This is a genomic window from Streptomyces sparsogenes, assembly GCF_001704635.1.
GTDB lineage: Bacteria > Actinomycetota > Actinomycetes > Streptomycetales > Streptomycetaceae > Streptomyces > Streptomyces sparsogenes.
Genome location: NZ_MAXF01000096.1, coordinates 156,039 through 181,790 on the forward strand (window position 1 = coordinate 156,039; position 25,752 = coordinate 181,790).

22 protein-coding genes and 1 pseudogene are annotated in these 25,752 nt (G+C 73.8%); 11 read left to right on the top strand and 12 right to left on the bottom strand.

Going from position 1 to position 25,752, the window contains the following annotated elements; genetic code table 11:
* Positions 1-27 precede the first annotated feature (27 nt).
* Positions 28-702 carry a hypothetical protein gene (locus BBH68_RS20670; protein WP_065964627.1) on the top strand — a complete coding sequence of 225 codons (675 nt, stop codon included), beginning with the start codon at positions 28-30 and terminating at the stop codon, positions 700-702.
* A gap of 32 nt (positions 703-734) precedes the next feature.
* Here the strand turns inward: BBH68_RS20670 and BBH68_RS20675 are convergent, their stop codons facing one another.
* The 3 genes and pseudogenes from BBH68_RS20675 to BBH68_RS20685 form a co-directional block, all read right to left on the bottom strand.
* Positions 735-1,307 carry a cob(I)yrinic acid a,c-diamide adenosyltransferase gene (locus BBH68_RS20675; RefSeq protein ID WP_065964629.1) on the bottom strand — a complete coding sequence of 191 codons (573 nt, stop codon included), beginning with the start codon at positions 1,305-1,307 and terminating at the stop codon, positions 735-737.
* Positions 1,308-1,349: 42 nt separating this feature from the next.
* Entirely contained in the window at positions 1,350-2,105 is a 756-nt protein-coding gene (locus BBH68_RS20680) for an ABC transporter permease (RefSeq protein ID WP_065964631.1), read from the bottom strand.
* A gap of 20 nt (positions 2,106-2,125) precedes the next feature.
* Positions 2,126-2,827 (bottom strand): annotated as a pseudogene (locus BBH68_RS20685) (ABC transporter ATP-binding protein); the annotation flags it as partial.
* Between the two features lie 160 nt (positions 2,828-2,987).
* On the opposite strand from BBH68_RS20685, the gene BBH68_RS20690 reads away from it, so the two are divergent.
* From BBH68_RS20690 to BBH68_RS20705, 4 genes are all read left to right on the top strand, one after another.
* Positions 2,988-3,629 (top strand): TetR/AcrR family transcriptional regulator, encoded by a 642-nt coding sequence (locus BBH68_RS20690; protein WP_065964635.1) that lies wholly within the window; start codon positions 2,988-2,990, stop codon positions 3,627-3,629.
* Between the two features lie 91 nt (positions 3,630-3,720).
* Positions 3,721-4,569: a 3-hydroxyacyl-CoA dehydrogenase family protein gene (locus tag BBH68_RS20695; RefSeq protein ID WP_065964636.1), complete on the top strand. Its 849-nt coding sequence runs from the start codon at positions 3,721-3,723 to the stop codon at positions 4,567-4,569.
* 224 nt (positions 4,570-4,793) lie between these two features.
* The gene (locus BBH68_RS20700; RefSeq protein WP_014176360.1) at positions 4,794-5,117 is read left to right on the top strand and encodes an STAS domain-containing protein; all 324 of its coding nucleotides are present in this window, start codon (positions 4,794-4,796) and stop codon (positions 5,115-5,117) included.
* A 261-nt stretch (positions 5,118-5,378) separates the two neighbouring features.
* Positions 5,379-8,102 carry an AAA family ATPase gene (locus BBH68_RS20705; RefSeq protein WP_065964637.1) on the top strand — a complete coding sequence of 908 codons (2,724 nt, stop codon included), beginning with the start codon at positions 5,379-5,381 and terminating at the stop codon, positions 8,100-8,102.
* A gap of 109 nt (positions 8,103-8,211) precedes the next feature.
* On the opposite strand, the gene nucS is transcribed toward BBH68_RS20705, so the two are convergent.
* A complete protein-coding gene (gene nucS, locus BBH68_RS20710) occupies positions 8,212-8,874 on the bottom strand; it encodes an endonuclease NucS (protein WP_065964638.1) in 663 nt (220 codons plus the stop codon).
* A gap of 211 nt (positions 8,875-9,085) precedes the next feature.
* Here nucS and BBH68_RS20715 point away from each other — a divergent pair, with 211 nt between their 5' ends.
* Complete coding sequence (locus BBH68_RS20715) at positions 9,086-9,478, top strand: SCO5389 family protein (RefSeq protein WP_065964640.1); 393 nt, start codon at positions 9,086-9,088, stop codon at positions 9,476-9,478.
* 84 nt (positions 9,479-9,562) lie between these two features.
* Here BBH68_RS20715 and BBH68_RS20720 read toward each other — a convergent pair whose 3' ends face one another.
* On the bottom strand, positions 9,563-10,603 hold the full coding sequence (locus tag BBH68_RS20720; RefSeq protein WP_065964642.1) for an LLM class flavin-dependent oxidoreductase: 1,041 nt from the start codon (positions 10,601-10,603) through the stop codon (positions 9,563-9,565).
* A gap of 209 nt (positions 10,604-10,812) precedes the next feature.
* Between BBH68_RS20720 and BBH68_RS20725 the strand changes: the two genes are divergently transcribed.
* A complete protein-coding gene (locus BBH68_RS20725) occupies positions 10,813-11,139 on the top strand; it encodes an ATP/GTP-binding protein (protein WP_065964645.1) in 327 nt (108 codons plus the stop codon).
* A 24-nt stretch (positions 11,140-11,163) separates the two neighbouring features.
* Here BBH68_RS20725 and BBH68_RS20730 read toward each other — a convergent pair whose 3' ends face one another.
* From BBH68_RS20730 to mce, 5 genes are all read right to left on the bottom strand, one after another.
* Positions 11,164-12,207: an ABC transporter permease gene (locus BBH68_RS20730; protein WP_065964646.1), complete on the bottom strand. Its 1,044-nt coding sequence runs from the start codon at positions 12,205-12,207 to the stop codon at positions 11,164-11,166.
* Positions 12,204-13,463, bottom strand: a complete 1,260-nt coding sequence (locus BBH68_RS20735) for an ABC transporter ATP-binding protein (protein WP_065964651.1) — start codon at positions 13,461-13,463, stop codon at positions 12,204-12,206. The genes BBH68_RS20730 and BBH68_RS20735 overlap by 4 nt, the downstream gene beginning before the upstream one ends.
* A gap of 256 nt (positions 13,464-13,719) precedes the next feature.
* Positions 13,720-14,658 carry a coiled-coil domain-containing protein gene (locus tag BBH68_RS20740; RefSeq protein ID WP_065964652.1) on the bottom strand — a complete coding sequence of 313 codons (939 nt, stop codon included), beginning with the start codon at positions 14,656-14,658 and terminating at the stop codon, positions 13,720-13,722.
* Between the two features lie 219 nt (positions 14,659-14,877).
* A complete protein-coding gene (gene scy / locus BBH68_RS20745) occupies positions 14,878-18,876 on the bottom strand; it encodes a polarized growth protein Scy (protein ID WP_065964657.1) in 3,999 nt (1,332 codons plus the stop codon).
* A 235-nt stretch (positions 18,877-19,111) separates the two neighbouring features.
* The gene (mce, locus tag BBH68_RS20750; protein WP_076970749.1) at positions 19,112-19,630 is read right to left on the bottom strand and encodes a methylmalonyl-CoA epimerase; all 519 of its coding nucleotides are present in this window, start codon (positions 19,628-19,630) and stop codon (positions 19,112-19,114) included.
* A gap of 136 nt (positions 19,631-19,766) precedes the next feature.
* On the opposite strand from mce, the gene BBH68_RS20755 reads away from it, so the two are divergent.
* Both BBH68_RS20755 and meaB read left to right on the top strand, forming a co-directional pair.
* Positions 19,767-20,954: an acetyl-CoA C-acetyltransferase gene (locus tag BBH68_RS20755; RefSeq protein ID WP_065964659.1), complete on the top strand. Its 1,188-nt coding sequence runs from the start codon at positions 19,767-19,769 to the stop codon at positions 20,952-20,954.
* A gap of 62 nt (positions 20,955-21,016) precedes the next feature.
* Complete coding sequence (gene meaB / locus BBH68_RS20760; protein ID WP_065964660.1) at positions 21,017-21,976, top strand: methylmalonyl Co-A mutase-associated GTPase MeaB; 960 nt, start codon at positions 21,017-21,019, stop codon at positions 21,974-21,976.
* A 299-nt stretch (positions 21,977-22,275) separates the two neighbouring features.
* Here the strand turns inward: meaB and BBH68_RS20765 are convergent, their stop codons facing one another.
* Both BBH68_RS20765 and BBH68_RS42045 read right to left on the bottom strand, forming a co-directional pair.
* A complete protein-coding gene (locus tag BBH68_RS20765; RefSeq protein WP_065964661.1) occupies positions 22,276-22,932 on the bottom strand; it encodes a PhzF family phenazine biosynthesis protein in 657 nt (218 codons plus the stop codon).
* A gap of 57 nt (positions 22,933-22,989) precedes the next feature.
* On the bottom strand, positions 22,990-23,565 hold the full coding sequence (locus BBH68_RS42045; protein ID WP_065964663.1) for a PepSY domain-containing protein: 576 nt from the start codon (positions 23,563-23,565) through the stop codon (positions 22,990-22,992).
* 110 nt (positions 23,566-23,675) lie between these two features.
* Between BBH68_RS42045 and BBH68_RS20775 the strand changes: the two genes are divergently transcribed.
* Both BBH68_RS20775 and BBH68_RS20780 read left to right on the top strand, forming a co-directional pair.
* Positions 23,676-24,341: a response regulator transcription factor gene (locus BBH68_RS20775; RefSeq protein WP_065964668.1), complete on the top strand. Its 666-nt coding sequence runs from the start codon at positions 23,676-23,678 to the stop codon at positions 24,339-24,341.
* Positions 24,334-25,728 (top strand): sensor histidine kinase, encoded by a 1,395-nt coding sequence (locus tag BBH68_RS20780; RefSeq protein ID WP_065964673.1) that lies wholly within the window; start codon positions 24,334-24,336, stop codon positions 25,726-25,728. The genes BBH68_RS20775 and BBH68_RS20780 overlap by 8 nt, the downstream gene beginning before the upstream one ends.
* The last annotated feature ends 24 nt before the right edge of the window (positions 25,729-25,752 follow it).

The window sequence follows — 25,752 nt, forward strand, 5'->3', positions numbered from 1 at the left end:
TCCGGGCCGCGCGGCGTACATCGAAGGATGCAGTCCGGTTTCGTCGTCGCCGACGACGCGACGGTCCGGATCGTGCGGGACGGTAAGGGGGGTGGGCGTGAGAAGGGAGAACAGGCCGTGATCGTCGGACTGATCGTCGCGAGTGAGGTCGGCTTCTGGGTGGTGCTCCTCGGTGGCCTGTGCGTGCGCTACCTCCTGCGCCGACCACGGGCGGGCGCGGCGCTGCTGGCCTGCGTGCCACTGCTGGACCTGGTGCTGCTGGTCGCGACCGTGATCGACCTGCGGCGCGGCGCCGAGCCGTCGACCGCGCACGGGCTGGCCGCGGTCTACCTCGGCTTCTCCGTCGTGTACGGGCACTACATGATCAAGTGGGCGGACGGGCGCTTCGCGCACCGTTTCGCGGGCGGGCCGCCCCCGGTCAAGCCGCCCAAGTACGGGGCCGCGCGGGCCCGTCACGAGTGGCGGCTGTGGCTGATGACGCTGCTGGCCGCGGCGATCGCGGTGGCCGTGCTGCAGGTGTGCGTGTGGCTGATCGGCGACGCGGACCGCAGCGACCCGATGGTGGGGTGGCAGCGGCAGATGCTGATGGTCGTGGGCATCCACCTGCTGATCGCCGTCAGCTACACCGTCTGGCCCTCGAAGGACAAGAAGCGGGCCGAGGCGGGGGACCGGGGCCGGGCCCGGCCCCTCACCAAGCCCTGACGCCTACCGGGCCCTGACCCCGCCCGACCCGGTCAGCGGTTCTCGCCGGGCACCCACAGCACGTCGCCGACCTCCTTGTTGGCCGCCCGGGCCAGGATGAACAGCAGGTCGGAGAGGCGGTTGAGGTAGGTGGCGGTGAGCGGGTTCATGGACTCCGCGTACTCGTCGAGCGCGGCCCACGTGGAGCGCTCGGCCCGGCGTACGACGGTGCACGCCTGGTGCAGCAGGGCCGCGCCGGGCGTGCCGCCCGGGAGGATGAAGCTGCGCAGCTTCTCCAGCCCTTCGAGGAACAGGTCGCAGTCCGCCTCCAGCTTGTCGATGTAGCTCTGCTCGACGCGCAGCGGCGGGTGCGCCGGGTTCTCGACCACCGGGGTGGACAGGTCCGCGCCCACGTCGAACAGGTCGTTCTGGACGCGGACCAGCACCTTGACGATCTCCGGGGGCAGCGCCCCCAGGGCGATGGCCACCCCGATCGCGGCGTTGGCCTCGTTCGCGTCGGCGTACGCGGCGATCCGCGGATCGGTCTTGGCGGTGCGGCTCATGTCGCCGAGCGACGTGGTGCCCTTGTCCCCGGTGCGCGTGTAGATGCGGGTGAGTCTGACCATGGGGCCGAGCCTACGCGCGGCGCCGCGCGTGCCGGGCGGGCCCTACGCCCCGGCCTTGCGGAACACCCGGGTGCCGACCGTCATCGAGACGGCGCACAGGGCGAGTCCGACCAGCGCGCCGACGCCGACGGTGTCCCAGCCGAAGTCCCCGACGTACGCGGCGCGCACCGCGTCCACGAGGTAGCGGAAGGGCACACAGCGCGAGACGGCGTCCAGCCAGCCGGGCGCCAGGGCCATCGGCAGCAGGATCCCGGACAGCAGCATGGCGGGCATGTTGACCGTGCTGATGACCGGGGCGAACCCCTGCGGCCCGTCGACCCGCATGGCCAGGGCGTACGACAGCGAGGCCAGCGAGATGGTGAGCAGGCCGACGAAGAGGAAGCCCACGACCACTCCGAGCACCGGGGCGCGCAGCCCGAGCGCGACCGCGACGAGCACCAGCAGCAGCGACTGGACCAGCAGCAGGACCACGTCCTTGAGCGCCCGGCCCAGCAGCAGCGCGAGCCGGCTGACGGGGGTGACCCGCATCCGCTCGATCACCCCGACCTGCTTCTCGAGCAGTATGCCGAAGCCCGCGAAGGCGGCGCTGAACAGGCCGAGCTGGATGAGCAGCCCGGGGACCAGCGTCTGCCAGGAGTCGCCCTCGCCGCCGAGGGGCACGTCCCTCAGCAGCGGGCCGAAGAAGATCAGATAGAACATGGGCTGCAGCAGCCCGAAGACCACGCCGACCTTGGAGTCCAGGGCCTGGCGCAGATAGCGGCCGAAGATCAGGGCGGTGTCGGAGAACAGGTGGGACACGGCGGAGGGCTCCTGAGTCGCTAGACGGCGATCGGGGCGGTGTCGGGCTCGGCGGTGCGGCGCCCGGTGATGGCGATGAAGGCGTCCTGGAGGGTGGCCTCGGGCGACCCGCCGTACTGGGCCTTGAGCGCGGCGGCGGTGCCCTCGGCGACCACCGTGCCGCGGTCGACGACGACCAGCCGGTCGGCGAGCGCCTCCGCCTCGTCGAGGTAGTGCGTGGTCAGGAAGACGGTCATCCCCTGGCCATCCCGCAGCCGGCGGATCAGGTCCCACAGCTCGGCCCGGCTGCCGGGGTCGAGCCCGGTGGTGGGCTCGTCGAGGAAGAGCACCACGGGCCGGTGGGTGAGGCCCATGGCGATGTCGAGGCGGCGCCGCTGACCGCCGGACAGGGCGCCGCACTTGCGGTCGAGCAGCTCGCTCAGGCCGAGGTCGGCGGCGAGTTCCTCGGCGCGGGCGGCCGCCTCCGCCTTGCCGAGCCGGTACATGCGCCCCTGGGTGACGAGTTCCTCGCGGACGGAGACGGACGGGTCGGTGCCGCCGGACTGGGCGACGTAACCGATCTTCCGGCGCACCCCCTCCGGGTCCCGGGCCAGGTCGCACCCGGCGACGGTCGCGGCCCCGCCCGTGGGGGCGAGCAGGGTGGTGAGCATGCGCAGGGTCGTGGTCTTGCCCGCGCCGTTGGGGCCGAGGAAGCCGAGGATCTCGCCCGGCCGGACGGTGAGGTCGATGCCGCGGACGGCCTCCACGGGGCCGCGCTTGGTCTGGAAGGTCCGGGCGAGCCCGGCCGTGCTGATGACTGGCATGTGCCCAGAAAAGCAGGGAGACTTAAATTTTGCAATGACCCCAAAATTTAAGAGACACCATGGAAGCTAGGATGGGGGCATGGCGGAAGGGCTCAGGGAACGCAAGAAGCGGCAGGTCAGACAGCGCATCTCGGACATGGCCACCGCGCTCTTCCTGGAGCACGGCTTCGAGGCGGTCACCATCGCCGCGGTCGCCGAGGTCGCCGACGTGTCGGTCAACACCGTCTACAACTACTTCCCCGCCAAGGAGGACCTCCTCTTCGACCGCGAGGAGGAGGTCGTCGAGCGCGCCTCACGGCTCGTACGGGAGCGCGGGGAGGGCGTGTCGGCGGTGCGGGCGGTGCTCGACCGGATGCGCCGGGACGTCGCGGAGCGGAACCCGTACGCCGGGATGGACCCGGGCTACGCGCGCTTCCTGCGGATCATCCAGGAGTCCCCGACGCTGATGGCCCGTGTGCTGCGGATGCAGGGCCGGATGGTCGACCGGCTCGCGGCCACCCTGCGCGAGGAGACCGGCGCCGCCCCCGAGGACCCGACGCCCGAGTTCATCGCCCACCAGGTCATCGGCATGCAGAACGCCGTGGACCGCAGCATCGGACGCTGCCACACCGCGGGCAGCACCCCGGAGGAGACATCCGCGGAGGTGCTGCGGCAGATCGACGTCATGGAGTCGCTCCTCAGCGACGGCGTCCTCAACTATGCGGTGAAGAACACACCGTGACGCGCCTTACTAGGGGCTGCCACAAGGGGTGAACGGGCGTTAAGGTCCGGCCAACGGCGTCAGTTACGCAATGTACGAAAGGACGTGAAACGTGGCCAGGAAGCTCGCGGTCATCGGGGCCGGACTCATGGGATCCGGCATCGCGCAGGTCTCCGCCCAGGCGGGCTGGGACGTCGTGCTGCGTGATGTGACCGACGAGGCGCTGCGCCGCGGCACCGACGCCATCCGCGCCTCGTACGACAAGTTCGTCGCCAAGGGCAAGCTGGACGCCGAGGCCGCCGAGCAGGCCCTGGCGCGCATCACCACCACGACCGAGCTGGAGGCCGCCGCCGACGCGGATGTCGTCGTGGAGGCCGTCTTCGAGAAGATCGAGGTCAAGCGGGACATCTTCCGCACCCTCGACGGCCTGGTCAAGGACGACACCATCCTCGCCTCCAACACCTCAGCCATCCCCATCACCAAGATCGCGGCGGCCACCGAGCGCCCCGAGCGGGTCGTGGGCACCCACTTCTTCTCGCCCGTCCCGATGATGCAGCTGTGCGAGCTGGTGCGCGGATACAAGACCAGCGACGAAACCCTCGCCGCCGCCCGGGAGTTCGCCGAGGGCGTCGGCAAGACCTGTATCGTCGTCAACCGCGACGTCGCGGGGTTCGTGACCACCCGACTGATCTCCGCGCTCGTCGTCGAGGCCGCGAAGCTGTACGAGTCCGGGGTGGCCACCGCCGAGGACATCGACATCGCCTGCAAGCTGGGCTTCGGCCATGCGATGGGACCCCTCGCCACGGCCGACCTGACCGGGGTGGACATCCTGCTGCACGCCACGGAGAACATCTACACCGAGTCCCAGGACGAGAAGTTCGCGCCGCCGGAGATCATGCGCCGCATGGTCGACGCCGGCGACATCGGGCGCAAGAGCGGCGGCGGGTTCTACCGCTACTGACCCGGCACGCACCCGCCCGCTTCTGCCCCTGACGCGCCTTAAACGCAATCAGGGGCAGGAGCACCCTTGCGGGTGAATTCGGTATCGGTTCGCTTACAACCGGCAACTTCACCGCATGAGAGACAGTCAGTTCGGTAGACCAGATTGCTCATGCCAGATTGCTCATGGGAGACCGGGGGCATCTCCCAGCGGTGGCTGGGGGAGCACCACGTTGGGGAGCGCATATGCACATCAGGGGCGACCACGCCGAGCTCGTCGTCGGGGGTCGACTCGACGTCCGGAGCGCGGCGGACGCCCGTACGGCCTTGCACACCGCCCTTGAATCCGGCGGCGGGGACCTCGTACTCGACCTGACCGAGCTGGACTCCTGGGACGCCACCGGGCTCGGCGTGATCATGGGAGCCCACCGGAAGGCCGGCCGGGCCGGCCGGCGGCTGGTGCTGCGCGGGGTGCCGCCCCAGATGCAGCGACTGCTGGTGGCCACCCGGCTGCACCGGATCCTGGCCATCGAAGGCGGGCTCGAAGTCGAGTCGCTGCCGCGCGTCTGAGCGCCGGGGCGAGGCGGAGGCGAGCGCCCGGGGCCGGTGTGACGCCGCCGCGCGGCCGAGCGCGGCGTACGGGGGCCGGACGGCGCCACGGGGCGGCGCGACCTCACTGCCCGTCAGTGGATACTGTGGGGAGGTCCAGGGTCCGGTGACTTCGCCGGACACCATCCCTACGGCGGGCACCGGACCGGAAGCGACGGCAAGGCGCGCGTGCGGACAGGCCGGGAGCCGGACAGCACGCCACGCACCTGGGGGGCTTTCACCATGGATCCGACGAACCGCGGGTCGGAAGAGCACGGCCGCGACACCCCGACCCCGCACCCCGCGGACGGCGGTGGCGGCACCCCGCGGTCGCCGCGCGACCCGCTCACCCCGCACCTCGGCGGCTCCGCCGCCACGCCCGTGCGCACGGTGCGGCTGGTCTCCGGGGACTTCCTGCTGACGGTCAACCCGGTCGACGGCAGCGAGATAGAGCCCTGCCCGCCCGGCGAGCGGCCCGCCCGCCCCGAGCGCCGCGGCCCCGACGAGCGCGCCGAGCTGCGCCGGGCCGCCGCGCCGCCGCTGCCCGCGGGCGCGGTGGCCCTCGAAGTGCCCATGCTGGAGCGGGAGGAGGAGCGTGAGCGGCTGGGCCGGCTGCTCGCCCGCGGTCGCTCGGTGCGGGTCACCGGGCCCTCCGGCGCGGGCCGCAGCAGGCTGCTGGACGCCGTCGCCGCGGACTGCGAGAGCCTGGCGCCCGACGGGGTCGTACGCCTCTCCGGCTACCGCCGCACCCCCACCGACCTGCTCCACGAGCTGTACGCGACCGTCTACCGCGCCTCCCTCTACCGGCCCGGCCGGGCGGAGCTGCTGCAGGCCGTCGCGGAGATCGGCGCGGTCGTCGTGCTGGACGACATCGAGTTCGGCGGCGCCGCGCTGGACGAGTTCCTGGACGCGACGCCCGAATGCGCCTTCCTGATCTCGGCCACCCCGGCCGTCCCGGCCCCCTCCGCCGGGTCGCACCTCGAAGAGGTCTTCCTCTCCGGGCTGAGCCGCACCGGGTCCCTGGAACTGCTGGAGCGGGCCGTACGGCGGCCCCTGGAGGAGGACGAGCGGAGCTGGGCCGCGGACCTGTGGTTCGAGTCCGAGGGGCTGCCGCTGCGGTTCGTCCAGGCCGGAGCGCTGCTGCGGCAGCGCGACGCGCTGCGGGGGGAGGAGCGGCGGCCCGCCGGGGCGGCCGACAGCGACACAGGCCCCGGCTCCGGCTCGGGTGCCGGCAGCGGTTCTGGTTCGGGCGGCGGTTCGGGTTCCGGCGGCGGTACGGGTTCCGGGGCCGGCGCCGGTTCGGGTTCCGGGGCCGGCGCGCGGGACATCCCGCTGCCGACGCTCGCCGAGGGCTCGGCCCCCGTCGCGCTGATCGCCTCCCGGCTGAGCGCGGCGGCCCGCGACGCCCTGCGGTTCGCGGTCGCGCTCGGCGGCGAGTGCCCGCACCAGACGCACCTGCCCGCGCTGGCCGGGGACACCCACGCCGACGCGGCGCTCGGCGAGCTGATCGCCGGCGGCCTGGTCACCCCCGCCGGCCCGCACTACCGGTTGGCCGTCGGCGTGGCCGACCAGCTCGCCGCCGACGGCTACGCCGACGAGGCGGCCGAGCGCGCGGCCGCCGTCGCCCGGCACTACGCCTGGTGGGCCGGCCACCCCTCGGTCGCCCCGGAGCGGGTCGCCGTCGAGGCCGACGTGATCCTCACCGCCATGGCCGCCCTGGTCGCCGAGCGGGAGCCCGGCCGCGCCGAGGCCGCCGTGCTGCTGGCCCGCAGCGCCACTCCCGCCTTCGCCGCCGCGCTGCACTGGGGCGCCTGGGAGCGCGCCCTGCGCCACGGCCAGGAGGCCGCGCGGCTGGCCGGACAGGTGGCCGAGGAGGCGTACTTCCACCACGAGCTGGGCGTCCTCGCACTGTGCACGGGCAATCTGGAGCGGGCCCGGGCCGAGCTGGAGGCGTCCATCGGGCTGCGCGGCGTGCTGGCCGACAAGCCCGGCACGGTCGCGGGCCGGCGCGCCCTCGCCCTGGTCACCGACCGCTCCGGCGGCCCGGGGGCTTCGGGCGGTCGTACGGTGGCGGGGGAAGAGGTCTCGGACGCGCGCCACGACGAGTCGGCCTCGCCGCCCGCCGGCGGGTCCGCCGGGCGGCGGGACCCGGCCGACACGGAGATCACGGTGGTCACCCCGCGGGTCGCGACGACCGAGCCCCTCAGCCGCGTCGACGTGCTCGCCGCCGTCCGCTCCGCCGGTGCGGCCGGTGCGGCCGGTTCCGCGGGTCCGGCCGACGGCAGCGGCCGCACGGCGGGCGCGGGCGGCGCCGGCGGCGTGAGGGGCGGCCGGACCTCCCTCGGCCGCCGCTTCGCGGCGCTGACCGGCGCCCGGCGCAACCTGGTCGCGGCGGGCGCGGGCGCCCTGCTCCTCGCCGTCCTCGGCACGGTGGTGACCCTCGGCATGACATCGGGCGACGGGGACGAGGGCTCCGCCGACACCGTCAAGCCCGGCCCGTCGTCCTCCCGGCAGGACGACGACAAGGGGCTGACCGCCGACGAGCCCACGAGCGGCGCGGGCGAGAGCAGCCAGCCGGGCCCCAGCGGCGTCCCCGGGGCGCCCACGTCCCCGTCCACGCTGGTCAGCGGTTCGCCCAGCGCCACGGAGAGCCCGACCGCCCCGTCCTCGAGCGGCGAGGCCTCGCCGACGGACAAGCCGTCGTCCCCGTCCTCGTCCGGGTCCACCACCCACAGCCCGACCCGCACCCCCACCAGGACGCCGACCAGCCCCCCGACCAAGCCCCCGTCCCAGACGCCCACCACCCCGCCGACCACCCCGCCCTCCACCGCCACCACGAGCCCCGGAGGCGACACCACCAACACGGCGAGCGGCCCGGCGACCACGGCGAGCGGCTCCGCCTCCACGTCCCCGACCACCTCCGCGTCGGCGGGCTCGGCGGGCTCGGCGGTGAGCGTGCCGGCGTAAGCGGCCGACACGGCGAGAAAGCAGCGGGAGAACAGCGGGAAAGCACCGCGGCGCGGCCCGGCGATGCCGGACCGCGCCGCGCGCGTGTGTGGATGGAGGGAGAGGGCTCTCAGAACAGCCGCAGCTTGTCGTCCTCGACGCCGCGCAGCGCGTCGTAGTCCAGGACGACACAGCCGATGCCGCGGTCCGTGGCGAGCACCCGCGCCTGCGGCTTGATCTCCTGCGCCGCGAAGATCCCCTTCACCGGGGCCAGATGCGGATCGCGGTTGAGCAGCTCCAGATAGCGGGTCAGCTGCTCGACACCGTCGATCTCCCCGCGCCGCTTGATCTCCACCGCGACGGTCGCGCCGTCCGCGTCCCGGCAGAGAATGTCCACGGGGCCAATGGCAGTGGGGTATTCACGCCGAATAAGCGTCCAGCCATCGCCAAGTGTCTCGATACGATCGGCCAGCAACTCCTGCAGATGGGCCTCGACCCCGTCCTTGATCAGACCGGGGTCCACCCCCAGTTCGTGCGAGGAGTCGTGCAGCACTTCCTCCATGGTGATGATGAGCTTCTCGCCCGCCTTGTTCACCACGGTCCACACATCGCCGTCGCCCTCCTTGAGGGTGCACGGCGGAGACATCCAGTTGAGGGGTTTGTAGGCCCTGTCGTCCGCGTGGATCGACACACTGCCGTCGGCCTTGATCAGGATCAGACGGGGTGCCGAGGGGAGATGGGCGGTGAGCCGGCCGGCGTAGTCCACGGAGCAACGGGCGATGACGAGACGCATGGTCGGCAACGCTACTCGACGGCGGGCGGCCGACGCGATTCGTCCGGCGATGGGCCCCTTCAGTGGTGGCTGGTTGTGGACGCATTCTCCTGGTGCGCCCGCAGTGGCCGAATTACCGTTGAAGCGGGCGGTCGTCATGCGGGTACGCTCCGTCGCCGTCTGCCCATCCGTCCCTGAGACCCCCGTCACGGGGGTCGCGAGAGGAGAATCCATGTCGCTCGACGTCTCACCGGCCCTTCTTGCACAGGCCGAGCGAGGCGAGGTCGACGAAGCCGACTTCGTCGACTGCGTCCGGACCTCCCTACCGTACGCATGGGAGATGATCAGCTCTCTGGTGGCCCAGCTGAAGGTCGACGGCGGGGAGTTCGCCGACAACCAGACGCCGCCGCCGGACGAGCAGGCCCGCGGCCAGCTGCTGCGGGCGCTCGCGAGCGACGCGATACGAGGCGCGCTGCAGCGCCACTTCGGGGTACGGCTGGCCTTCCAGAACTGCCACCGGGTGGCGGTGTTCCCGTTGGACGGCTCGGCCGACGAGAGACTGGCCCGCTTCACCTCGCCCCGCGGTCAGCTGCTGAACCAGTCTCCTGAGCTGCGCGACTGCTGACCCGACCGTCCGCTGCCGCTCCACTGAGGGGGAAATGGAGGGGGAGATGTCTTGAGCGTGGGGGTGTCCAGGCCCGGACAGTGCCTAGCTCAGGAGCGGCAGCACTTCCGCGCCCAGCCGGCGCACGTTCTCCTCCGTGGCCGCCAGGTCGCCCGAGCCCTCCACCAGGAGCGCGAAGCGGCGGATGCCGGTGCGCTCCGCCGTCGCCGCCAGCCGGTCCGCGCACAGCCGCGGCGGTCCGACCGGGTGCAGCCCGCACAGCAGCTCGGCGTAGGCCAGCGGATCGCGCATCCGGCGCGGCCGCCCGTCCACCGTCACATGCGCGTCGAGCCCCTGGCGCAGCCAGCCGGGCATGGCCTTGAGGAGGGTCTCCGCCGCCTCCGGGCGCGCGTCAGCGATCTGCACCACCCCCGCCGAGACATGCTCGGCCGCCACCGCGGCCACCTCCTCGGGACAACGGCCCGCGGCCAGCGCCGATTTCCGCCACAGCTCGACCACCTCGGCCTTCTCGTCGTCCCCACAGTGCATCCCCAGCAGCATGGGCAACCCGCGCTCGGCGGCCAGCCGCACGCTGCGCGGTGAGGTACAGGCCACGATCACGGGCGGCCCGGACGCCGTCCGCTCGCCCAGCGCCTCGTCGGGGCGCGGCACGACGGGCACCTCGCGGAAGGCGTACCGCTCGCCGGCCGCGGCCACCCGCGGTTCGCGCAGCCAGCGCAGCAGCAGGTCCAGCGACTCGGGGAAGTCCCGCTCGTAGGCCCGCAGGCCGGTGCCGAACACCTCCAGGTCCACCCATGGCCCGCCCCGGCCGACCCCCAGCGTGAAGCGCCCCCCGGAGACGAGATGGAGCAGCGCGGCCTGTTCCCCCAGCGCGACGGGGTGCGCGGTCGGCAGGACGCTCACGGCCGTGCCGACGCCTATGCTCCGGGTGCGGCCGAGCAGCAGCGCGGCGAGCGTGACCGCGGAAGGGCAGACGCCGTACGGGACGAAGTGGTGCTCGGCGAGCCACACCGCGTCCAGCCCCGCCTCCTCGGAGACGTACGCGGACCGGACCGCCCGGTGCAGTGCCTCCCCCTGCCCCTGGCCCGGGAATTGGGCGGCGAGGATGAAAGCCCCCACGCGCATTGCCATCTGCCTCCTCTTGCGGCCGACGCCGCCGACACGGGCACCCTCCCCCGCATAGGCATTAACGCCTGACACGTGCCAAGGGCACGGCTTGGCAAGAAGTTTTCATGATGATCGGAGGGCGCCTGTGGATGCGGCTTTCGGGGACCGTGACGGTAACGCGTACGCTGGTCACAGTCAGTAGCTCCCAGCGTCCTTCGAGGTGCCCCGTGTCCCCACGCCGAAACCGCCCGCGAGGCGGCGAGAATCCGAGCGGCCGCGATGACGAGGACCGCGCGGACCGCTATGGGCTGGAGACGACACAGAGCTGGCGGGGCGAGGAGTGGGTGGTCCGCCAGATCGGCGGGGGCGCCGCCGCCAAGCACTACCGCTGCCCCGGCTGCGACCAGGAGATCCCGCCCGGGGTGCCGCACATCGTGGCCTGGCAGCAGTACAGCGGCGTGGACGACCGCCGCCACTGGCACAAGTCCTGCTGGAACGCGCGGGACCGCCGGAGCGCGAAGCTCCAGCGGTCCCGTAACGCGCCGAGATATTAGCCCTGCGGCCTCATGCGCCGCTTGTCACACGTCGCGCTTCTCGAGCAGCGCGTACGCGGCGACGAGCGCGGCGAAGGTGATGCCGGCCAGCACGCCCAGCTGCGACCAGCCGGTCCCGAGCTCGTCGTCGATCTGGAAGAGCGCGGCCAGCGACTGGGGCGAGGAATACTTCTGCATCTTCTCGCCCAGGGTCTGCAGGCTGCTCGACATCATCAGGAAGGCGGGGAGGATCGCCGGCAGCAGCACCACACCGAGCATCGTGGTGATCGCGCCGGCGGAGTGCCGCAGCATGCTGCCGACCGCGAGCGAGAGGAGCCCGAGCAGGGAGACATACAGCCCGGCCCCCAGGGTCGCCCCCATCATCTGCTTGCTCGTCGGCTCCTGGACGCCGGGCCCGCTGTGCATCCCCGAGCTCATCCAGGCCACCAGCGCCAGCGCGACGGTCGTGGTCACGAAGGACACCGCGAAGAAGACGAGGGCCTTCGCGGTCAGCACCCGCGAGCGCTGCGGCGAGGCGGTGAAGGTCGTGCGGATCATCCCGGTGCCGTACTCGGAGGAGACCACGAGCACGCCGAGCGTGACGATGCACAGCTGGCCGAGGAGTGTGCCGAACAGACCGGGGATGGTGGTCGGCGTGTCGGAGTAGTCGCTGTCGTTGGTGCCGCTGGCCACGAGCAGCCCGATGCCGACGACCAGCGCGACCATGACGCTCAGCGTCCAGATCGTGGAGCGCACCGACTTGATCTTGGTCCACTCGGAGGCGATGGCGTGCCCCAGGTGGGTGCGCCGGATCGGGATCGGCGAGGTGTACCCGGCGACGGGCCCGGCGGCGTACCCCTGCTGCGGCGCGCCCTGCGGGGCCTGCTGGTAGTGCGCCTGCTGGTGGGGCGTCTGCTGCGGCGCGCCCTGGGGTGCCTGTCCGGTGTGCTGGGGTGCCTGCTGGTGGGGCGCCTGCTGTTGGGGCGCGTGCTGCGGTGCGCCCTGGGGGGCCTGTCCGGGCTGCTGGGGCGGCTGCGGCGGGGCGGGCGGCTGGGTCCCCTGGGCCGGCTGCTGGTAAGGGGTGGTCATCGGGCGTCCTCGCTGTCGCGCTTGTTCATGTCGGCGGCGGCCGGCGCGGCGGCCGGAGCCGGGGGAGCGGCCGGCGGCTGCGCCGGGGCTGCGGCCTGCGGGGCGGCGGGCATGCCCTGACCGGCCTGGGGCTGCTGCGGCTGCCAAGGGGCCTGGCCGGGCGCGGGCTGGCCCTGGGCGGGCTGGCCGGGGGGCGCGGGCGGCGGGTTGTAGCCCGGCATGGCGCCCGCGGGCGGGTAGCCGCCGGGCGCGCCGCCCGCGGTCGGCGGGGCGTAGCCGTACGGCGCGCCCTGCGGGGCCATGCCCGGCACCGCTTCCTGCAGCCCCGCCCGCTGGTCGACGGTCGAGCGGTAGTCCACGGCGCCCTGCGTCATCCGCATGTACGCCTCCTCCAGCGACGCCTGGTGCGGGGAGAGCTCCCACAGGCGGACGTCCGCCTCGTGCGCCAGGTCGCTGATCCGCGGCAGCGGCAGGCCGGTCACCCGCAGCGCGCCGTCCTGCTCCGGGAGCACCTGGCCGCCGGCCTCGCTCAGCGCGGCGGTCAGCTTCTCGCGCTGGTCCGGCTCCCCGTCCGGGGTGCGGACCCGCGCGAAGTCCGCGGAGTTGTAGGAGATGAAGTCCTTGACGCTCATGTCGGCGAGCAGTTGCCCGCGCCCGATCACGATCAGGTGATCGGCGGTCAGCGCCATCTCGCTCATCAGGTGGCTGGAGACGAAGACCGTGCGGCCCTCGGAGGCCAGCTGCTTCATCAGGTTGCGGACCCACAGGATGCCCTCCGGGTCCAGGCCGTTGACCGGCTCGTCGAAGAGCAGCACCTGCGGGTCGCCCAGCAGGGCGGCCGCGATGCCCAGGCGCTGCCCCATGCCCAGCGAGAACCCCTTGGACCGCTTCCGCGCGACGCTCTGCAGCCCGACCACGCCCAGCACCTCGTCGACCCGGCGGGCCGGGATGCCGGACAGCTGGGCCAGGCACAGCAGGTGCTGGCGAGCGCTGCGGCCGCCGTGCACGGCCTTCGCGTCGAGGAGGGCGCCCACCTGCCGCGGGGCGTTGGGCAGCCGGCGGAAGGGGTAGCCGCCCACGGTGACATGGCCGGCGGTGGGCTCGTCGAGCCCCAGGATCATGCGCATCGTCGTCGACTTGCCGGATCCGTTGGGTCCCAGGAAGCCGGTGACGGCCCCGGGCCGCACCTGGAACGACAGGTTGTACACGGCCGTCTTGGCGCCGTAGCGCTTCGTCAGGCCGACTGCCTCGATCATTGTCCGCCCCTCGTGCGATGAATCCGGGGCGCTCGCCCCCGTGCGGGTTAGGAGGATAACCGTGTAGTCGTGGTTCCCGTTAAGCGAGAGCCGAGAGCGGATCGTGACGAGACCGCGTCCTCATGCGCGTGCCCCGCGCCGCACGAGGCGGGCGCGGGGCACGAGACGCGCTCAGCTGACGTCCGGACCGGATCGCACGAGGTGATCCGGCGGATGATCCGGCGTCACCGGCACCGGGGATCGCTGGTGCTCGGCGTCAGCGGCTCTGCTGGGCCGGGACACCGCGCGAGATCGGCTCGTCCTCGCTGGGGGAGCCGGCCGCGGCCACCGCGGCACCGGTCAGCGTGGCCAGCATCTCGCGGACGTTGGTCAGCTGGGCGTTGATGCTGTCGCGGCGGTTGGTGAGGGCCGCCAGCTCGCGCTCGGACTCGCTGCGGATGCGGTCCGCCTTGGCGTTGGCGTCCGCCACGATGTCCTCGGCCTGGCGCTGCGCGGTCTCCACCGTCTGGCGGGCGCGGCGCTCGGCGTCCGTACGCAGCTTCTCGGCCTCTAGGCGCAGCTGCTCCGCCCGGTGCTCGATCTCCGCCAGCCGCTTCTCGGCCTTGGCCTGACGGGAGGCCAGGTCGCGCTCGGACTGCTCGCGGCGCTTGGCGAGGTTCGTCTCGAAGTCCGCGGCGGCCTGGGCGGCCTTGGCGCGGGTCTCCTCGAAGAGGGTGTCGGCCTCCTCGCGCTTCTGCTGCGCGTCCTTCTGCGCGTCCTGACGCAGCGTCGCCGCGTCGCCCTTGGCCTTCTCGACGATCCGGGCGCCCTCGTCCTCCGCCTTCGCCTTGCGCTCGGCGGCGAACGCCTCCGCGTCGTTGCGCACCTGCTGGGCCGCCGACTCGGCCAGCTCGCGGTGCTGTTCGGCGGCCCGGCGGGCCTCCTCACGCAGATCCTTGGCCTCCTCCTCGGCGAGGCGGAGGATCTTCTCGACGCGGGCGCCGAGCCCCGCGTACGAGGGCTCCGCGTCGTTGATCTGGGCCTGAGCGTTCTGCGTCTCGAGGTGCAGCTCCTCGATGCGCTTTTCCAGAGAGGTGATACGGGCCAGTGCACTGTCACGGTCGGCGACGAGCTTGGTAATGCGGTCGTCCACCTGACCGCGGTCGTATCCACGCCGCACGAGCTCGAAGCCGAAGGGGGAGGAAGTGTCGCTCATGGGGTTCCTGTCGAAAGAGACCGGTGAGGTGATAGAGGGAATCCTAGGGGGCCAAACGGCGTGTCATCGAGTCAACGTCCGTTCGATCTGCACAATGTCCAGCCTTTTGAGTGGCAAGCAGACGGATGGCTTGTCACTCGTCGGGATGATACGGACACGCTGCGGGCGTGTCTCTAGCACCCCCGCACGGAACCCGCACGGAACCCGTACGGGACCCGCTCAGCCGTCCGAACGCTTGCCCGTCGCCCGGCTTCCCGCGCCGGCGCCCGTCTTGACCCCACCGCTGTCCTTTCCGCCGGACCCGCCCGACGCGGGGGCCTCGAAGGATTCCAACGCCGCCAGCACGTCCTGGACACGGGAGATCTCCGCGTTGATGTCCTCCTGACGCCGTTTGAGCAGCTCCAGCTCGCGCTTGCCGTCGTCCACGATCCGCTTGGCCTCGGCCTCCGCCTCCGCGCGCACCCGCTCCGCGTCCCGCGTCGCGTCCGCCTTCTTCTGCTCGGCCTCCTTCAGCAGCGTCTCGGCCTTCTTCACGGCGGCGATACGGACCTTGCTGGCCTCGCTGTTGGCGTCGGAGACCAGCGTCTTGGCCTTCTCCTCGGCCTTCACCAGCTGCGCGGTCGCCGCCGCGACCAGCTTGTCGACGCGCTCCCCGGTCGCCTTCATCTGCTCCGCGGACTCCCGGCGGGCCCGCTCGTGCAGCTCCTCCACCTCGGCCTCGGCCCGGGCCCGCAGCTCCTCGGCCCGCTCCCGGATGGCGGTCGCGTCGCCCCGCGCCTCGCCGAGCATCCGGTCGGAGTCCGTACGCGCCTTCTCCACCAGGCCGTTCGCCTGCGCGGTCGCCTCGCTGACGATCCGTTCGGCCTCCTTGCGGGCCGCGCCCACCATCGTGTCGGCCTGCTCCTCGGCGGCGGTCGCGGCCCGCAGCGCGGCCTCCCGCGCCTCCGCCGTCAGCCGCTCCGCCTCCGCCGTGGACTCGGTGACCAGCCGGTCGGCCTGGACCGCCGCCTCCGAGCGCCGCTTGTTGGCGTCCTCGCGCGCCTCGTCGACCGTACGCTCCGCCTCGGCCCGCGCCTCGGAGCGGATCCGCTCCGCGTCCGTCGCCGCCTCGGCCGCCACCCGCTCCGACTCCGCGCGGGTGCGCGCCGCGTGCTGCTGCGCCGACGTCACGGTCTCGGCCGCCTCGGTGCGCAGCCGCTCGGCCTCCGTGCCGGCGTCCGCCAGCAGCCGCTCGGCCTCCTTCGTCGCCTCGCCGACCAGCCGGTCGGCCTGCGCGGCGGCCTCCGAGCGGATGTTGTTGGCGTCCCCACGGGCCTGGGCCCGGGTGCGCGCCGCGTCCTGCTCGGCCGTCGCCCGCGCGTCGGACGCCTCCGTACGGAGCTGCTGCGCCCGCGCGTTGGCCTCCGCGACCAGCCGCTGGGCCTCCTCCGTCGCGCCGCTGACCAGCGTGTCGGCCTGCTCGGCCGCCTCGTTGCGGAGCTTGTTGGCGCTGCGCCGGGCGTCGTCCAGGACCTCCTGGGCCTCGGTGCGCAGCCGCTCGGCCTCGCGGGTGGCCTCGGCGACCAGCCGGTCCGCCTGCTCGGCGGCGTCCGAACGGCGCCGGTTGGCCTCCTCCCGGGCCTGGCCGGTGAGCCGGTCCGCCTCCGCGATCGCCTCCGCGACCGTGCGCTCCGCCAGCGCCTTGGCGGCCTCCGACTCCTCCTGCGCCTCGCGCCGCAGCCGGGCCGCGTCCTCGGCGGCCCGCTCCCGCTCGGCGTGCGCGTCCGCGCGGACCCGGTCCGCCTCGGCCTGCGCCTCGTGGCGGGTGCGCTCCGCCGCGTGCTCGGCGGCCGTACGCAGCCCGGTGATCTCCTCCTCGGCCTGCTCGTGCAGCCCCGCGACCGCGTCCCGCACCTGCTGCGCGGTCTGCTCGGCGGCCGACACCAGCTCGGCCGCGTGCCGCTCGGCCTCCTCGACCAGCCGCTGCGCCTCTTCCTGCGCCTCGGTGACCCGGTTGCGGGCGGCGGCCAGCAGCTCCTCGCTCTGCTCGTGCGCCAGGCTCCGCTCCCGCTGGGCCTCCTCGCGGGCGTCGCCCAGGGTCTGCTCGGCCTCGCGGCGGCGGCGGGCCGCCTCCTCCTGGGCGGCCGCGAGCGCCTCGGCGGCCTCGGCCCCGAGCCGCTCGGCGGCCGCGTTCGCCTCCGCCCGCACCCGGTCGGCCGTCTCCTGTGCCTCGGTGCGCAGCCGCTCGGCCTCCGCGGCGGCCTCGCCGCGCAGCCGCACCGCGACCGCCTCGCCCTCGGCGCGCATGTCCGACGCGTCCGCGACGGCCTCGTCACGCAGCCGGTCCGCCTCCGCCTCGGCCTGCTGGCGCAGCGCGGCCAGCCGCTCGGCGGACTCGGCGCGCAGCCGCTCCGTGTCGTCCGCCGCCTCCCGGCGCAGCCGCTCCGACTCCTCGCGGGCCTCGCGCAGCGCCTGCTCGGCCGAGGCGAGCCGCTGCTCGGCCTCCCCCTGGAGCCGGGCCAGCTCGGCCTCGGCCTCCGCGCGGCGGTCGGCGGCGACCGCCTCCGCCTCCTCGCGGATCCGCCGGGCGGCGTCCGCCGCCTCCGTCCTGACCTGCTCGGCCTGGGTCTCGGCCGAGGTCACCAGCTCCTCGGCCTCGCCGCGGGCCCGCTCCAGCGCCTCGTCGGCCTGCCGGCGCAGCGCCGCGGCCCGCTCGATCGCCTCGGTGCGCACCCGCTCGCTCTCGGCGGTGGCGCCCGAGCGGGTCTCCTCCGCGTCGGCCTTCGCCTTGGCCAGCAGCTCCTCGGCGGTGCCGGCCGCCTCCTCGATCTGCTGCACCGCCTCCCGGCGGGCCTCGGCGCGGATCCGCTCGCCCTCGGTCACCGCCTCCGCGCGCAGCTGCTCGGCCTCGCCGCGCAGCCGGCGGGCCTCCTCCTGCAGCTCGACGGTCTTGGCGCGGTACTCCTTGGTGTCGTCCTTCGCCGCGCCCTTCAGCTGCTCGGCGGTGTCGTGCGCCTCGGCCCGCAGCCGGTCCGCCTCGGCCTCCGCCTTGGCCCGGATCCGCTCCGCCTCGTCGGCCGCCGCCTTCGTGGTGGCCTGCGCGTTCTCCGAGGCCCGGGTCAGCACCTCCTCGGCGCTGCGGGCCGCCTTGGCCAGCTGGGCGGCCGAGTCCTCGGCGGCCTTGGCGCGCGCGGTCTCCTCCGCCTCGGCGATCAGCCGCTCGGCCTCGGCGCGGGCGTCGTCCCGCAGCTGCTCGGCCTCCGCGCGCAGCGCCTCGGCCTCCTTGGTGGCCTCGCCGACCAGCCGGGCGATCTCCGCCTTCGCGGTCCGGGTGCGCTGCTCGTTGTCCGTCTCGGCGGCCGACAGCCGCTTGGCGGCGGCCTCCTTGGCCTCCGTGACCACCTTCTCCGCCTCGGCGCGCGCCTCCCGCAGCGCGGCCTCGGCCTCCTGCATGCGCTGTTCGGCCGCCCGGGTCAGCTCGGCGGCCTGCTTGCGCGCCTGGTCCGACTCGGAGGCGGTGGAGGTGCGCAGCTGCTCGGCGTGGGTGGCGGCCTCCTGCGCCTGGGCGCCGGCCGTGCTCAGCAGCCGCTCGGCCTCCGTACGGGCGCGACGCAGGATCGCTTCGGCTTCCGCGCGGGCCGACTCGGCCTCCGCGCCCAGCCGCTCCCGGGTCTGGTCGGCCAGCCGCTGTGCCTCGGCGCGGGCGGCGGCGAGCGCCTGCTCGGCCTCGGCCCGCGACTCGTCCAGGAGCCGGCGGGCCTGCGCCTCGCTGCGGGCCCGCAACTGCTCGGCCCAGGCGACGTTCTCGTTGACGTGCGACTCGACGGTGGCGCGGCGCTCGGCGAGTTCCTGGTCGAGGCGCTGACGGCGCGCCACCGCCTCGGCGTGCAGCTCGGCTTCGAGCCGGGCCTGCCGTTCGGCCTGCTCCTGGAGCAGCCGCTGGGTCTGGGCCCGGGTCTCGCGCAGCTCGCGCTCGGCGTCGGCGCGCAGCTGGTCCGCCTGGATCTGCGCGTTCCGCAGCAACTGCTCGGCCTGGTAGCCGAGGTTGGCGCTGTCGTAGGCAGGGCGGCTCGCGAGATTGCGGCGCGCCTCGTGCAGCTTGGCGCGCAGCACCTCGACTTGGTAGCCGAGGTCGTCGGCGTGCTGGACGGCCTTCTCCCGCTCGGTCTTCAGCCGCTCCATCTCGGCCTCGAACTTCGAGAGGTGGTCGTCAGGCTCGTAGCGGTCGTAGCCCCGCACTGCGCGGTCCCATCCGTCCCCTGGTCGCGTTGGCGGCCGGCTCCGTACCTGGGGGTGCCACGTGGCACCTCGCGGTCCCGACCTGGCGTCCGGCCATGGCGGCCGGACCGGAGCTAGCCCTTCCGAAGAAATGGTGTCAGATCATCGGCGAAGCCTGGGCCGGACCCCGATCCTTTCCGATCTCGTTCCCGTACCCCGGCCGAGGTTGCACTCTACCGGCCGGGGAAGGGGAAGGTCAGTGGTCCGCTTGAGTGGTGGACGGAGGGGTGGCCGGAGGGGTGGACTCCCCGGCGGTCCCGGAGCGGTCCTCCGCGGCGTGGGGCGCCGCGGTGCGGGGCGCCGCCGTGACGAGTTCGGTGAGCACGCCGTGGCAGTCCTTGGGGTGCAGAAAGGTGATCCGCGAGTTCATGGAGCCGCGGCGCGGCTCCTCGTACAGCACCCGGACGCCCTTGTCGCGGATGGCCTCGGAGTCGGTGTCCACGTCCGCGGTGCCGAAGGCGATGTGGTGCACCCCCTCACCGTTCTTGGCCAGCCACTTCCCGACGGCCGAGTCCTCCCGGATCGGCTCGAGGAGCTGGAGGTACGAGGCCCCGCCGTCCGAGGTCTCGTTGATCTTGAGCATGGCCTCGCGGACCCCCTGCTCCTCGTTGACCTCGGTGTGGAACACCTCGAAGCCATACGTGGCACGGTAGAACTCGACGGTCTTGTCGAGGTCGAAGCAGGCGATCCCGATGTGGTCGATTCTGGTCAGCATGTCCCCAGTGCACCCCTCGCACGGGCGGTTACGCAACGTGCGCGCGATCACACCGGTGGCACGGTGACCCGGCGGGTACTCCTCAGTACATTGACGATAACCCTCGTTAACTTCCCTCTTCTCTGGAGGACGCACCATGACTCGGACATCTGTGATCGTGGCCGGCGCGCGTACGCCGATGGGGCGACTGCTGGGCGGCCTGCGGTCCTTCTCCGGGGTGGACCTCGGCGGATTCGCGATCAAGGCGGCGCTGGAGCGGGCCGGTATCGGCGGCGACCAGGTGGAGTACGTGATCATGGGGCAGGTGCTCCAGGCGGGTGCCGGGCAGATCCCCGCCCGGCAGGCGGCCGTGAAGGCGGGCGTTCCGATGCGGGTGCCCGCGCTGACGATCAACAAGGTCTGCCTGTCCGGGCTCGACGCCATCGCCCTGGCCGACCAGCTGATCCGGGCCGGTGAGTTCGACATCGTGGTCGCGGGCGGCCAGGAGTCCATGACCAACGCCCCCCACCTGCTGCCCAAGTCCCGCGAGGGCCACAAGTACGGCGCGATCCAGATGCTCGACGCGATGGCCCACGACGGGCTGACCGACTCGTTCGAGGGCATCGCCATGGGCGAGTCGACCGAGAAGCACAACACCCGGCTGGGCATCCAGCGGCCCGAGCAGGACGAGTTCGCCGCGCTCTCCCACCAGCGGGCCGCCGCGGCCCAGAAGAACGGGATCTTCGACGCCGAGATCACCCCGGTCGAGATCCCGCAGCGCAAGGGCGAGCCCGTCGTCATCGGCAAGGACGAGGGCATCCGCCCCGAGACCACCGTCGAGACGCTCGCCAAGCTGCGGCCCGCCTTCACCAAGGACGGGACGATCACGGCGGGCAGCTCCTCGCCGATCTCGGACGGCGCCGCCGCCGTGGTCGTGATGAGCAAGGCCAAGGCGGAGGAGCTGGGCCTGGAGTGGATCGCGGAGATCGGGGCCCACGGGAATGTGGCCGGGCCCGACAACTCCCTCCAGTCGCAGCCCTCCAACGCGATCGCCCACGCGCTGAAGAAGGAGGGCCTCGAGGTCGCGGATCTTGACCTGATCGAGATCAACGAGGCGTTCGCGGCGGTCGCGGTCCAGTCAATGAAGGATCTTGGGGTTTCCTCCGAAAAGGTGAATGTGAATGGCGGTGCGATCGCTCTCGGTCACCCGATCGGGATGTCCGGCGCCCGCATCGTGCTGCACCTCGCCCTGGAGCTGCGGCGGCGGGGCGGCGGGGTGGGCGCCGCGGCGCTGTGCGGCGGCGGCGGGCAGGGGGACGCGCTGATCATTCGGGTGCCCCGGTAAGTGACCCGGTAAGTGACCCGGCAGGCAACCCGATAAGCAACGCAGAAGGGAGCGGAGCGGCGATGGCTGATGTGCCCACGCTGGTGGAGCAGGCGCGGGAGGGGCGGCCGCGCGCGGTGGCCAGGCTGATCTCGCTGATCGAGGGCGACTCACCGCAGCTGCGCGAGGTCATGGCCGCGCTCGCTCCGCTGGCGGGAGGCGCGTACGTGGTCGGGGTGACCGGTTCCCCGGGCGTCGGCAAGTCCACGTCGACCTCCGCGCTGGTCACCGCGTACCGCAAGGCCGGGAAGCGGGTCGGGGTCCTCGCCGTGGACCCCTCCTCACCCTTCTCGGGCGGGGCGCTCCTCGGAGACCGGGTGCGGATGTCCGAGCATGCCTCCGACCCCGGCGTCTACATCCGCTCCATGGCCACCCGCGGGCACCTGGGCGGCCTGGCCTGGGCCGCCCCGCAGGCGATCCGGGTGCTGGACGCCGCCGGGTGCGAGGTGGTGCTGGTCGAGACCGTCGGCGTCGGGCAGTCCGAGGTCGAGATCGCCGCCCAGGCCGACACCAGCGTGGTGATGCTCGCGCCCGGCATGGGCGACGGCATCCAGGCGGCCAAGGCCGGGATCCTGGAGATCGGCGACGTGTACGTGGTCAACAAGGCCGACCGGGACGGCGCCGACGCGACGGTCCGCGAGCTGGGGCACATGCTGGGCCTCGGCGAGGCCCGCGCCCCCGGGGACTGGCGGCCACCGATCGTCAAGACGGTCGCGGCCCGGGGTGAGGGCGTCGACGAGGTGGTCGAGGCCCTGGAGAAGCACCGGGCGTGGATGGAGGAGCGCGGGGTGCTGGCCGAGCGGCGGCTGCGGCGCGCGGCGGGCGAGGTCGAGACCATCGCCGTGACGGCCCTGCGGGCCCGGATCGGGGACCTCCACGGCGACCGGCGGCTCGGGGCGCTGGCCGAGCGCGTCCTGGCGGGGGAGCTGGACCCCTACGCGGCGGCGGACGAGCTGGTGGAGGGGGTCACCTCCGCCGGCTGAGGCCGGGTGCCGAGGCCGGGGGCTGCGACCGGGGGCTGAGGTCTGGTGCTGGGGCCCGGGGGCCGCGCCGGGGCTGCGGCCGGGTGCCTTGACCGGGTCCTGGGGCGGTGTCCTGGGGCCGGGTGCCGCGATCGGGTGCTGCGACCGGGGGCTGAGGTCTGGTGCTGTGGCCGGGTGCCGCGATCGGGTCCTGGGGCCGGGTGCTGCGGCCGGGTGCCGCGACCAGGGGCTGCCCACCGGGGCTGCGGCCGGGTGCTGTGCCGGGGGCGCGCGTCCCCGCCCGCTCCCCCGTCCCGCGGCTACAGCCGCTCCGTGGCCTCCAGCCGTACGCGGCCTCCGACGTCGATCAGACCGTCCGGCCCCGGCGCTGTCAGGATCTGTGAGCCGCGCCCCTGCGCGATGTTCAGGGCGCGGCCGAGGCGGTCCGTCAGCAGCAGCGCCGCCGCGCCCGTCGCCTCGTCCTCGTCGATGCCGTCGCCGCGCCCGGGGAAGGCGCGGGCCCTGATGCGGCCGGCCGCCTCCTCCTCCCAGGCCCAGGCGTAGATCCACTCGCCCGGCGGCGGTACGGGCAGGGCGTCCACCTCGGCGGCCGAGCCGTGGCGCCGCAGGGTGCGCGGCGGCGCCCACTCGGGGCGCGCCTCGATCCAGTTGAACTCCCCTTCGAGCCGCGCGCCCACCACACCCGCGGGGGTGATCAGTTCGGGCACGTCGAGCAGCCAGGCCGTGCCCACGCACGGGTGCCCGGCGAACGGCAGCCGCAGCGTCGGCGTGTAGATGTCGATCGCGCCGCGCTCGGGGTCGTCGACGAACACGGTCTCGCTGAATCCCAGCTTGCGCGCCACGGCCTGGCGCGCGGCCGTCCCGGGGACGGCCGCGCCGTGGCGTATGACGCCGAGCCTGTTGCCGTGGCGGCCGTCGGGCCCGCAGAAGACGCGCAGCACGTCGTATTCGGTCATCCGCGCAGTACATCACGCGGGCCCGACGCCAGGTCCGGCCGCCATGTCCGGCCGGCGTCAGTCGTCGTCCTCGTGGTCGTCGTCGTCCTCGTGGGCCGCGGTGACCGTGCCCGTGGCCGGGTTCACGTGCACGTCATGGGCCTTGCCCGAGCGTTCCACCTCCCAGACCTTGCCCTCCAGCTCCACCGAGGTCACCCCGGACCCGGCCCGGGTGGCCGCCTCGACGGCGTCGAACCTCGCGGTCCGCAGGAGGGTGCGGTCCACGCCGTCCTCCCCGTCCCTGTCGATCTTCTGGCTCACCCGGCCGTCGCCGTGCACCGTGACCTCGTGCCACGTGCCGTCCTTGCCGAGGACGTCCACCTCCCAGCCGGGCCGCTCGTCGTCGCGCTCGATGGAGGCCACGGCGCCCGGCACGGCCTTCAGCGCCGCCCGGCCCGCCTGGGCGAGCGAGGACGACTGCGAGGCCGCCGGGCTGCCGGCCACCGGGCTGCCGACCGCCGGGCCGTCGGCGGCCGTGGTGCGGGCCGTCGTGGTCCCGGAGGCCGGGGTGCCGGAGGCCGTGGCGACCGCGGTGGCGGCGCCGGCGGTCAGGGCCGCGGCGGCGAGGGCGGCGATGACGGTGATGCGCTTCATGTGGGTTCCTCCCCGGTTGTGTTGACGTGAACCACAGTGCCGGGGGGTGGCTGAAGCCAGGCTGAAGTCACCTGAAGGGATCTTCAGGTTGTCTCTGCGAGGCTTTCCCCATGCGTTTGCTGATCGTGGAGGACGAGCGTCGGCTCGCGTTGTCGCTGGCCAAGGGGCTCATGGCGGAGGGCTTCGCCGTGGACGTGGCGCACGACGGGCGCGAGGGGCTGCACCGGGCCCAGGAGGGGGCGTACGACCTGGTCGTCCTCGACATCATGCTGCCTGGGATGAACGGCTACCGGGTGTGTGCCGCGCTGCGGGCCGCGGGGTGCGAGGTGCCGATCCTGATGCTGACGGCGAAGGACGGGGAGTACGACGAGGCCGAGGGGCTCGACACGGGCGCCGACGACTACCTGACCAAGCCGTTCTCGTACGTGGTGCTGCTCGCGCGCGTACGGGCGCTGCTGCGCCGCCGGGGGCAGGGCGCCTCGCCGGTGGTGCGGGTGGGGGACCTGGTGGTGGACCGCGGAGCCCGCCGGGTCGAGCGGGACGGGAGCGAGGCCGCGCTGACCGCCAAGGAGTTCTCCGTGCTGGAGCAGCTGGTGGTGCGGCCGGGGGAGGTCGTCTCGAAGGCGGAGATCCTCGAGCACGTGTGGGACTTCGCGTACGAGGGCGACCCCAACATCGTCGAGGTGTATGTGAGCGCGCTGCGGCGGAAGCTCGGGGCGGGCGTCATCGAGACCGTACGCGGGGCCGGATACCGGCTGGTGGGGTCCCGTGCGTAGGGCTTCGGTGCGGGCGCGGGCCGCGGTGGGGGCGACGCTCGTGGTCGCGGTGGCGCTGGTCGCGGCGGGGGTGGCGGTGCTGGGGGTGCTGCGGGCGAATCTGTCGGAGCAGGCCAGGCTGCAATCCGAGGTGCGGGCGCGCTCGGTGGCCTCGAAGGTCGCGGCCGGGGTGCGGTTCGGCGGGCTGGGGCTGGGCGAGGACCCGGTGCAGATCGTGGACCGGCAGGGCCGGGTGCGGGCGGTGAGCGACGACCTGGAGGCCGTGACGGGGGCGGGGAGCCGTTCGGTGGTGCCGGTGCGCGTCAAGGTGGAGGACGAGGACGACCCCGGGAGCGTGTCGACCGAGGAACCCCGGTTCACCGAGGGCACCGCCCGGGTGGACGGGGACGAAGCGGACTATCAGTGGGCCGCGGTGCGGGTGGTCACCCCGGCGGAGGAGTCCGTCACGGTGTACGCGGGCGCCCCGCTCGCCACCGGGACGGTCGGATCGGTGCGGGACGCGATGCTGCTCGGACTGCCCGTGCTGTTGGCGGTGGTGGCGGCGGTGACCTGGCTGGTGACCCGGCGCGCCCTGCGGCCGGTGGAGGGGATCCGCCGGGAGATGGCCGCCATAACGGCCAGTACGGACCTGACCCGGCGGGTGCCGGTGCCCGCCTCGCGGGACGAGGTGGCCCGGCTGGCCCGGACGACGAACGAGACGCTCGCGGCGCTGGAGGCGGCCGTGGAGCGGCAGCGGGCGTTCGTCGCCGACGCGTCCCACGAGCTGCGCAGCCCCATCGCCTCGCTGCGCACCCAGCTGGAGGTGGGCGCGGCCCATCCGGAGCTGCTGGACGTGGACGGCGCCGTGGCGGACGTGGTGCGGCTGCAGCGGCTGGCGGGCGATCTGCTGCTGCTGGCCCGGCTGGACGCCGGGGAGCGGCCCTCGGGGGCGCGGGTGGCGCTGGCCGAGCTGGTGCGCGAGGAGCTGGCGCAGCGGGTGGGGGACCGGGTGGCGGTGCGGTGCGAGCTGGGGCCGGTGGAGGTCGCGGGGTCGCGCGGGCAGCTGGCGCGGGTGCTGGGGAACCTGGTGGACAACGCGCAGCGGCACGCCCGCGAGGAGGTGCGGGTGACGGTGCGGGAGGAGGGCGACTGGGGGGTCGTGGAGGTCGCCGACGACGGGAGCGGGGTGCCCGAGGGGGAGCGGGAGCGCGTCTTCGAGCGGTTCGTACGGCTCGACGACGCGCGCAGCCGCGACGATGGCGGGGCCGGGCTCGGCCTCGCCATCGCGCGCGACGTGGTGCTGCGGCACGGCGGGCGCCTGGGCGTGCGGGACGCGCCGGGCGGGGGTGCGCTGTTCGAGGTGCGGTTGCCCCGGGCCGCGCGGTCCGCTCCGGTCCGGGTCGGCTGAGACCCGGTCAATCCGGGCCGGCTG

Excerpts from the sequence above, each read along its gene's own strand:
- BBH68_RS20670 (WP_065964627.1), top strand. The coding sequence starts at position 28 with ATGCAGTCCGGTTTCGTCGTCGCCGACGACGCGACGGTCCGGATCGTG.
- BBH68_RS20675 (WP_065964629.1), bottom strand. The coding sequence starts at position 1,307 with ATGGTCAGACTCACCCGCATCTACACGCGCACCGGGGACAAGGGCACC.
- BBH68_RS20690 (WP_065964635.1), top strand. The coding sequence starts at position 2,988 with ATGGCGGAAGGGCTCAGGGAACGCAAGAAGCGGCAGGTCAGACAGCGC.
- BBH68_RS20700 (WP_014176360.1), top strand. The coding sequence starts at position 4,794 with ATGCACATCAGGGGCGACCACGCCGAGCTCGTCGTCGGGGGTCGACTC.
- BBH68_RS20705 (WP_065964637.1), top strand. The coding sequence starts at position 5,379 with ATGGATCCGACGAACCGCGGGTCGGAAGAGCACGGCCGCGACACCCCG.
- nucS (WP_065964638.1), bottom strand. The coding sequence starts at position 8,874 with ATGCGTCTCGTCATCGCCCGTTGCTCCGTGGACTACGCCGGCCGGCTC.
- BBH68_RS20715 (WP_065964640.1), top strand. The coding sequence starts at position 9,086 with ATGTCGCTCGACGTCTCACCGGCCCTTCTTGCACAGGCCGAGCGAGGC.
- BBH68_RS20720 (WP_065964642.1), bottom strand. The coding sequence starts at position 10,603 with ATGCGCGTGGGGGCTTTCATCCTCGCCGCCCAATTCCCGGGCCAGGGG.
- BBH68_RS20730 (WP_065964646.1), bottom strand. The coding sequence starts at position 12,207 with ATGACCACCCCTTACCAGCAGCCGGCCCAGGGGACCCAGCCGCCCGCC.
- BBH68_RS20735 (WP_065964651.1), bottom strand. The coding sequence starts at position 13,463 with ATGATCGAGGCAGTCGGCCTGACGAAGCGCTACGGCGCCAAGACGGCC.
- BBH68_RS20740 (WP_065964652.1), bottom strand. The coding sequence starts at position 14,658 with ATGAGCGACACTTCCTCCCCCTTCGGCTTCGAGCTCGTGCGGCGTGGA.
- mce (WP_076970749.1), bottom strand. The coding sequence starts at position 19,630 with ATGCTGACCAGAATCGACCACATCGGGATCGCCTGCTTCGACCTCGAC.
- BBH68_RS20755 (WP_065964659.1), top strand. The coding sequence starts at position 19,767 with ATGACTCGGACATCTGTGATCGTGGCCGGCGCGCGTACGCCGATGGGG.
- meaB (WP_065964660.1), top strand. The coding sequence starts at position 21,017 with ATGGCTGATGTGCCCACGCTGGTGGAGCAGGCGCGGGAGGGGCGGCCG.
- BBH68_RS20765 (WP_065964661.1), bottom strand. The coding sequence starts at position 22,932 with ATGACCGAATACGACGTGCTGCGCGTCTTCTGCGGGCCCGACGGCCGC.
- BBH68_RS42045 (WP_065964663.1), bottom strand. The coding sequence starts at position 23,565 with ATGAAGCGCATCACCGTCATCGCCGCCCTCGCCGCCGCGGCCCTGACC.
- BBH68_RS20775 (WP_065964668.1), top strand. The coding sequence starts at position 23,676 with ATGCGTTTGCTGATCGTGGAGGACGAGCGTCGGCTCGCGTTGTCGCTG.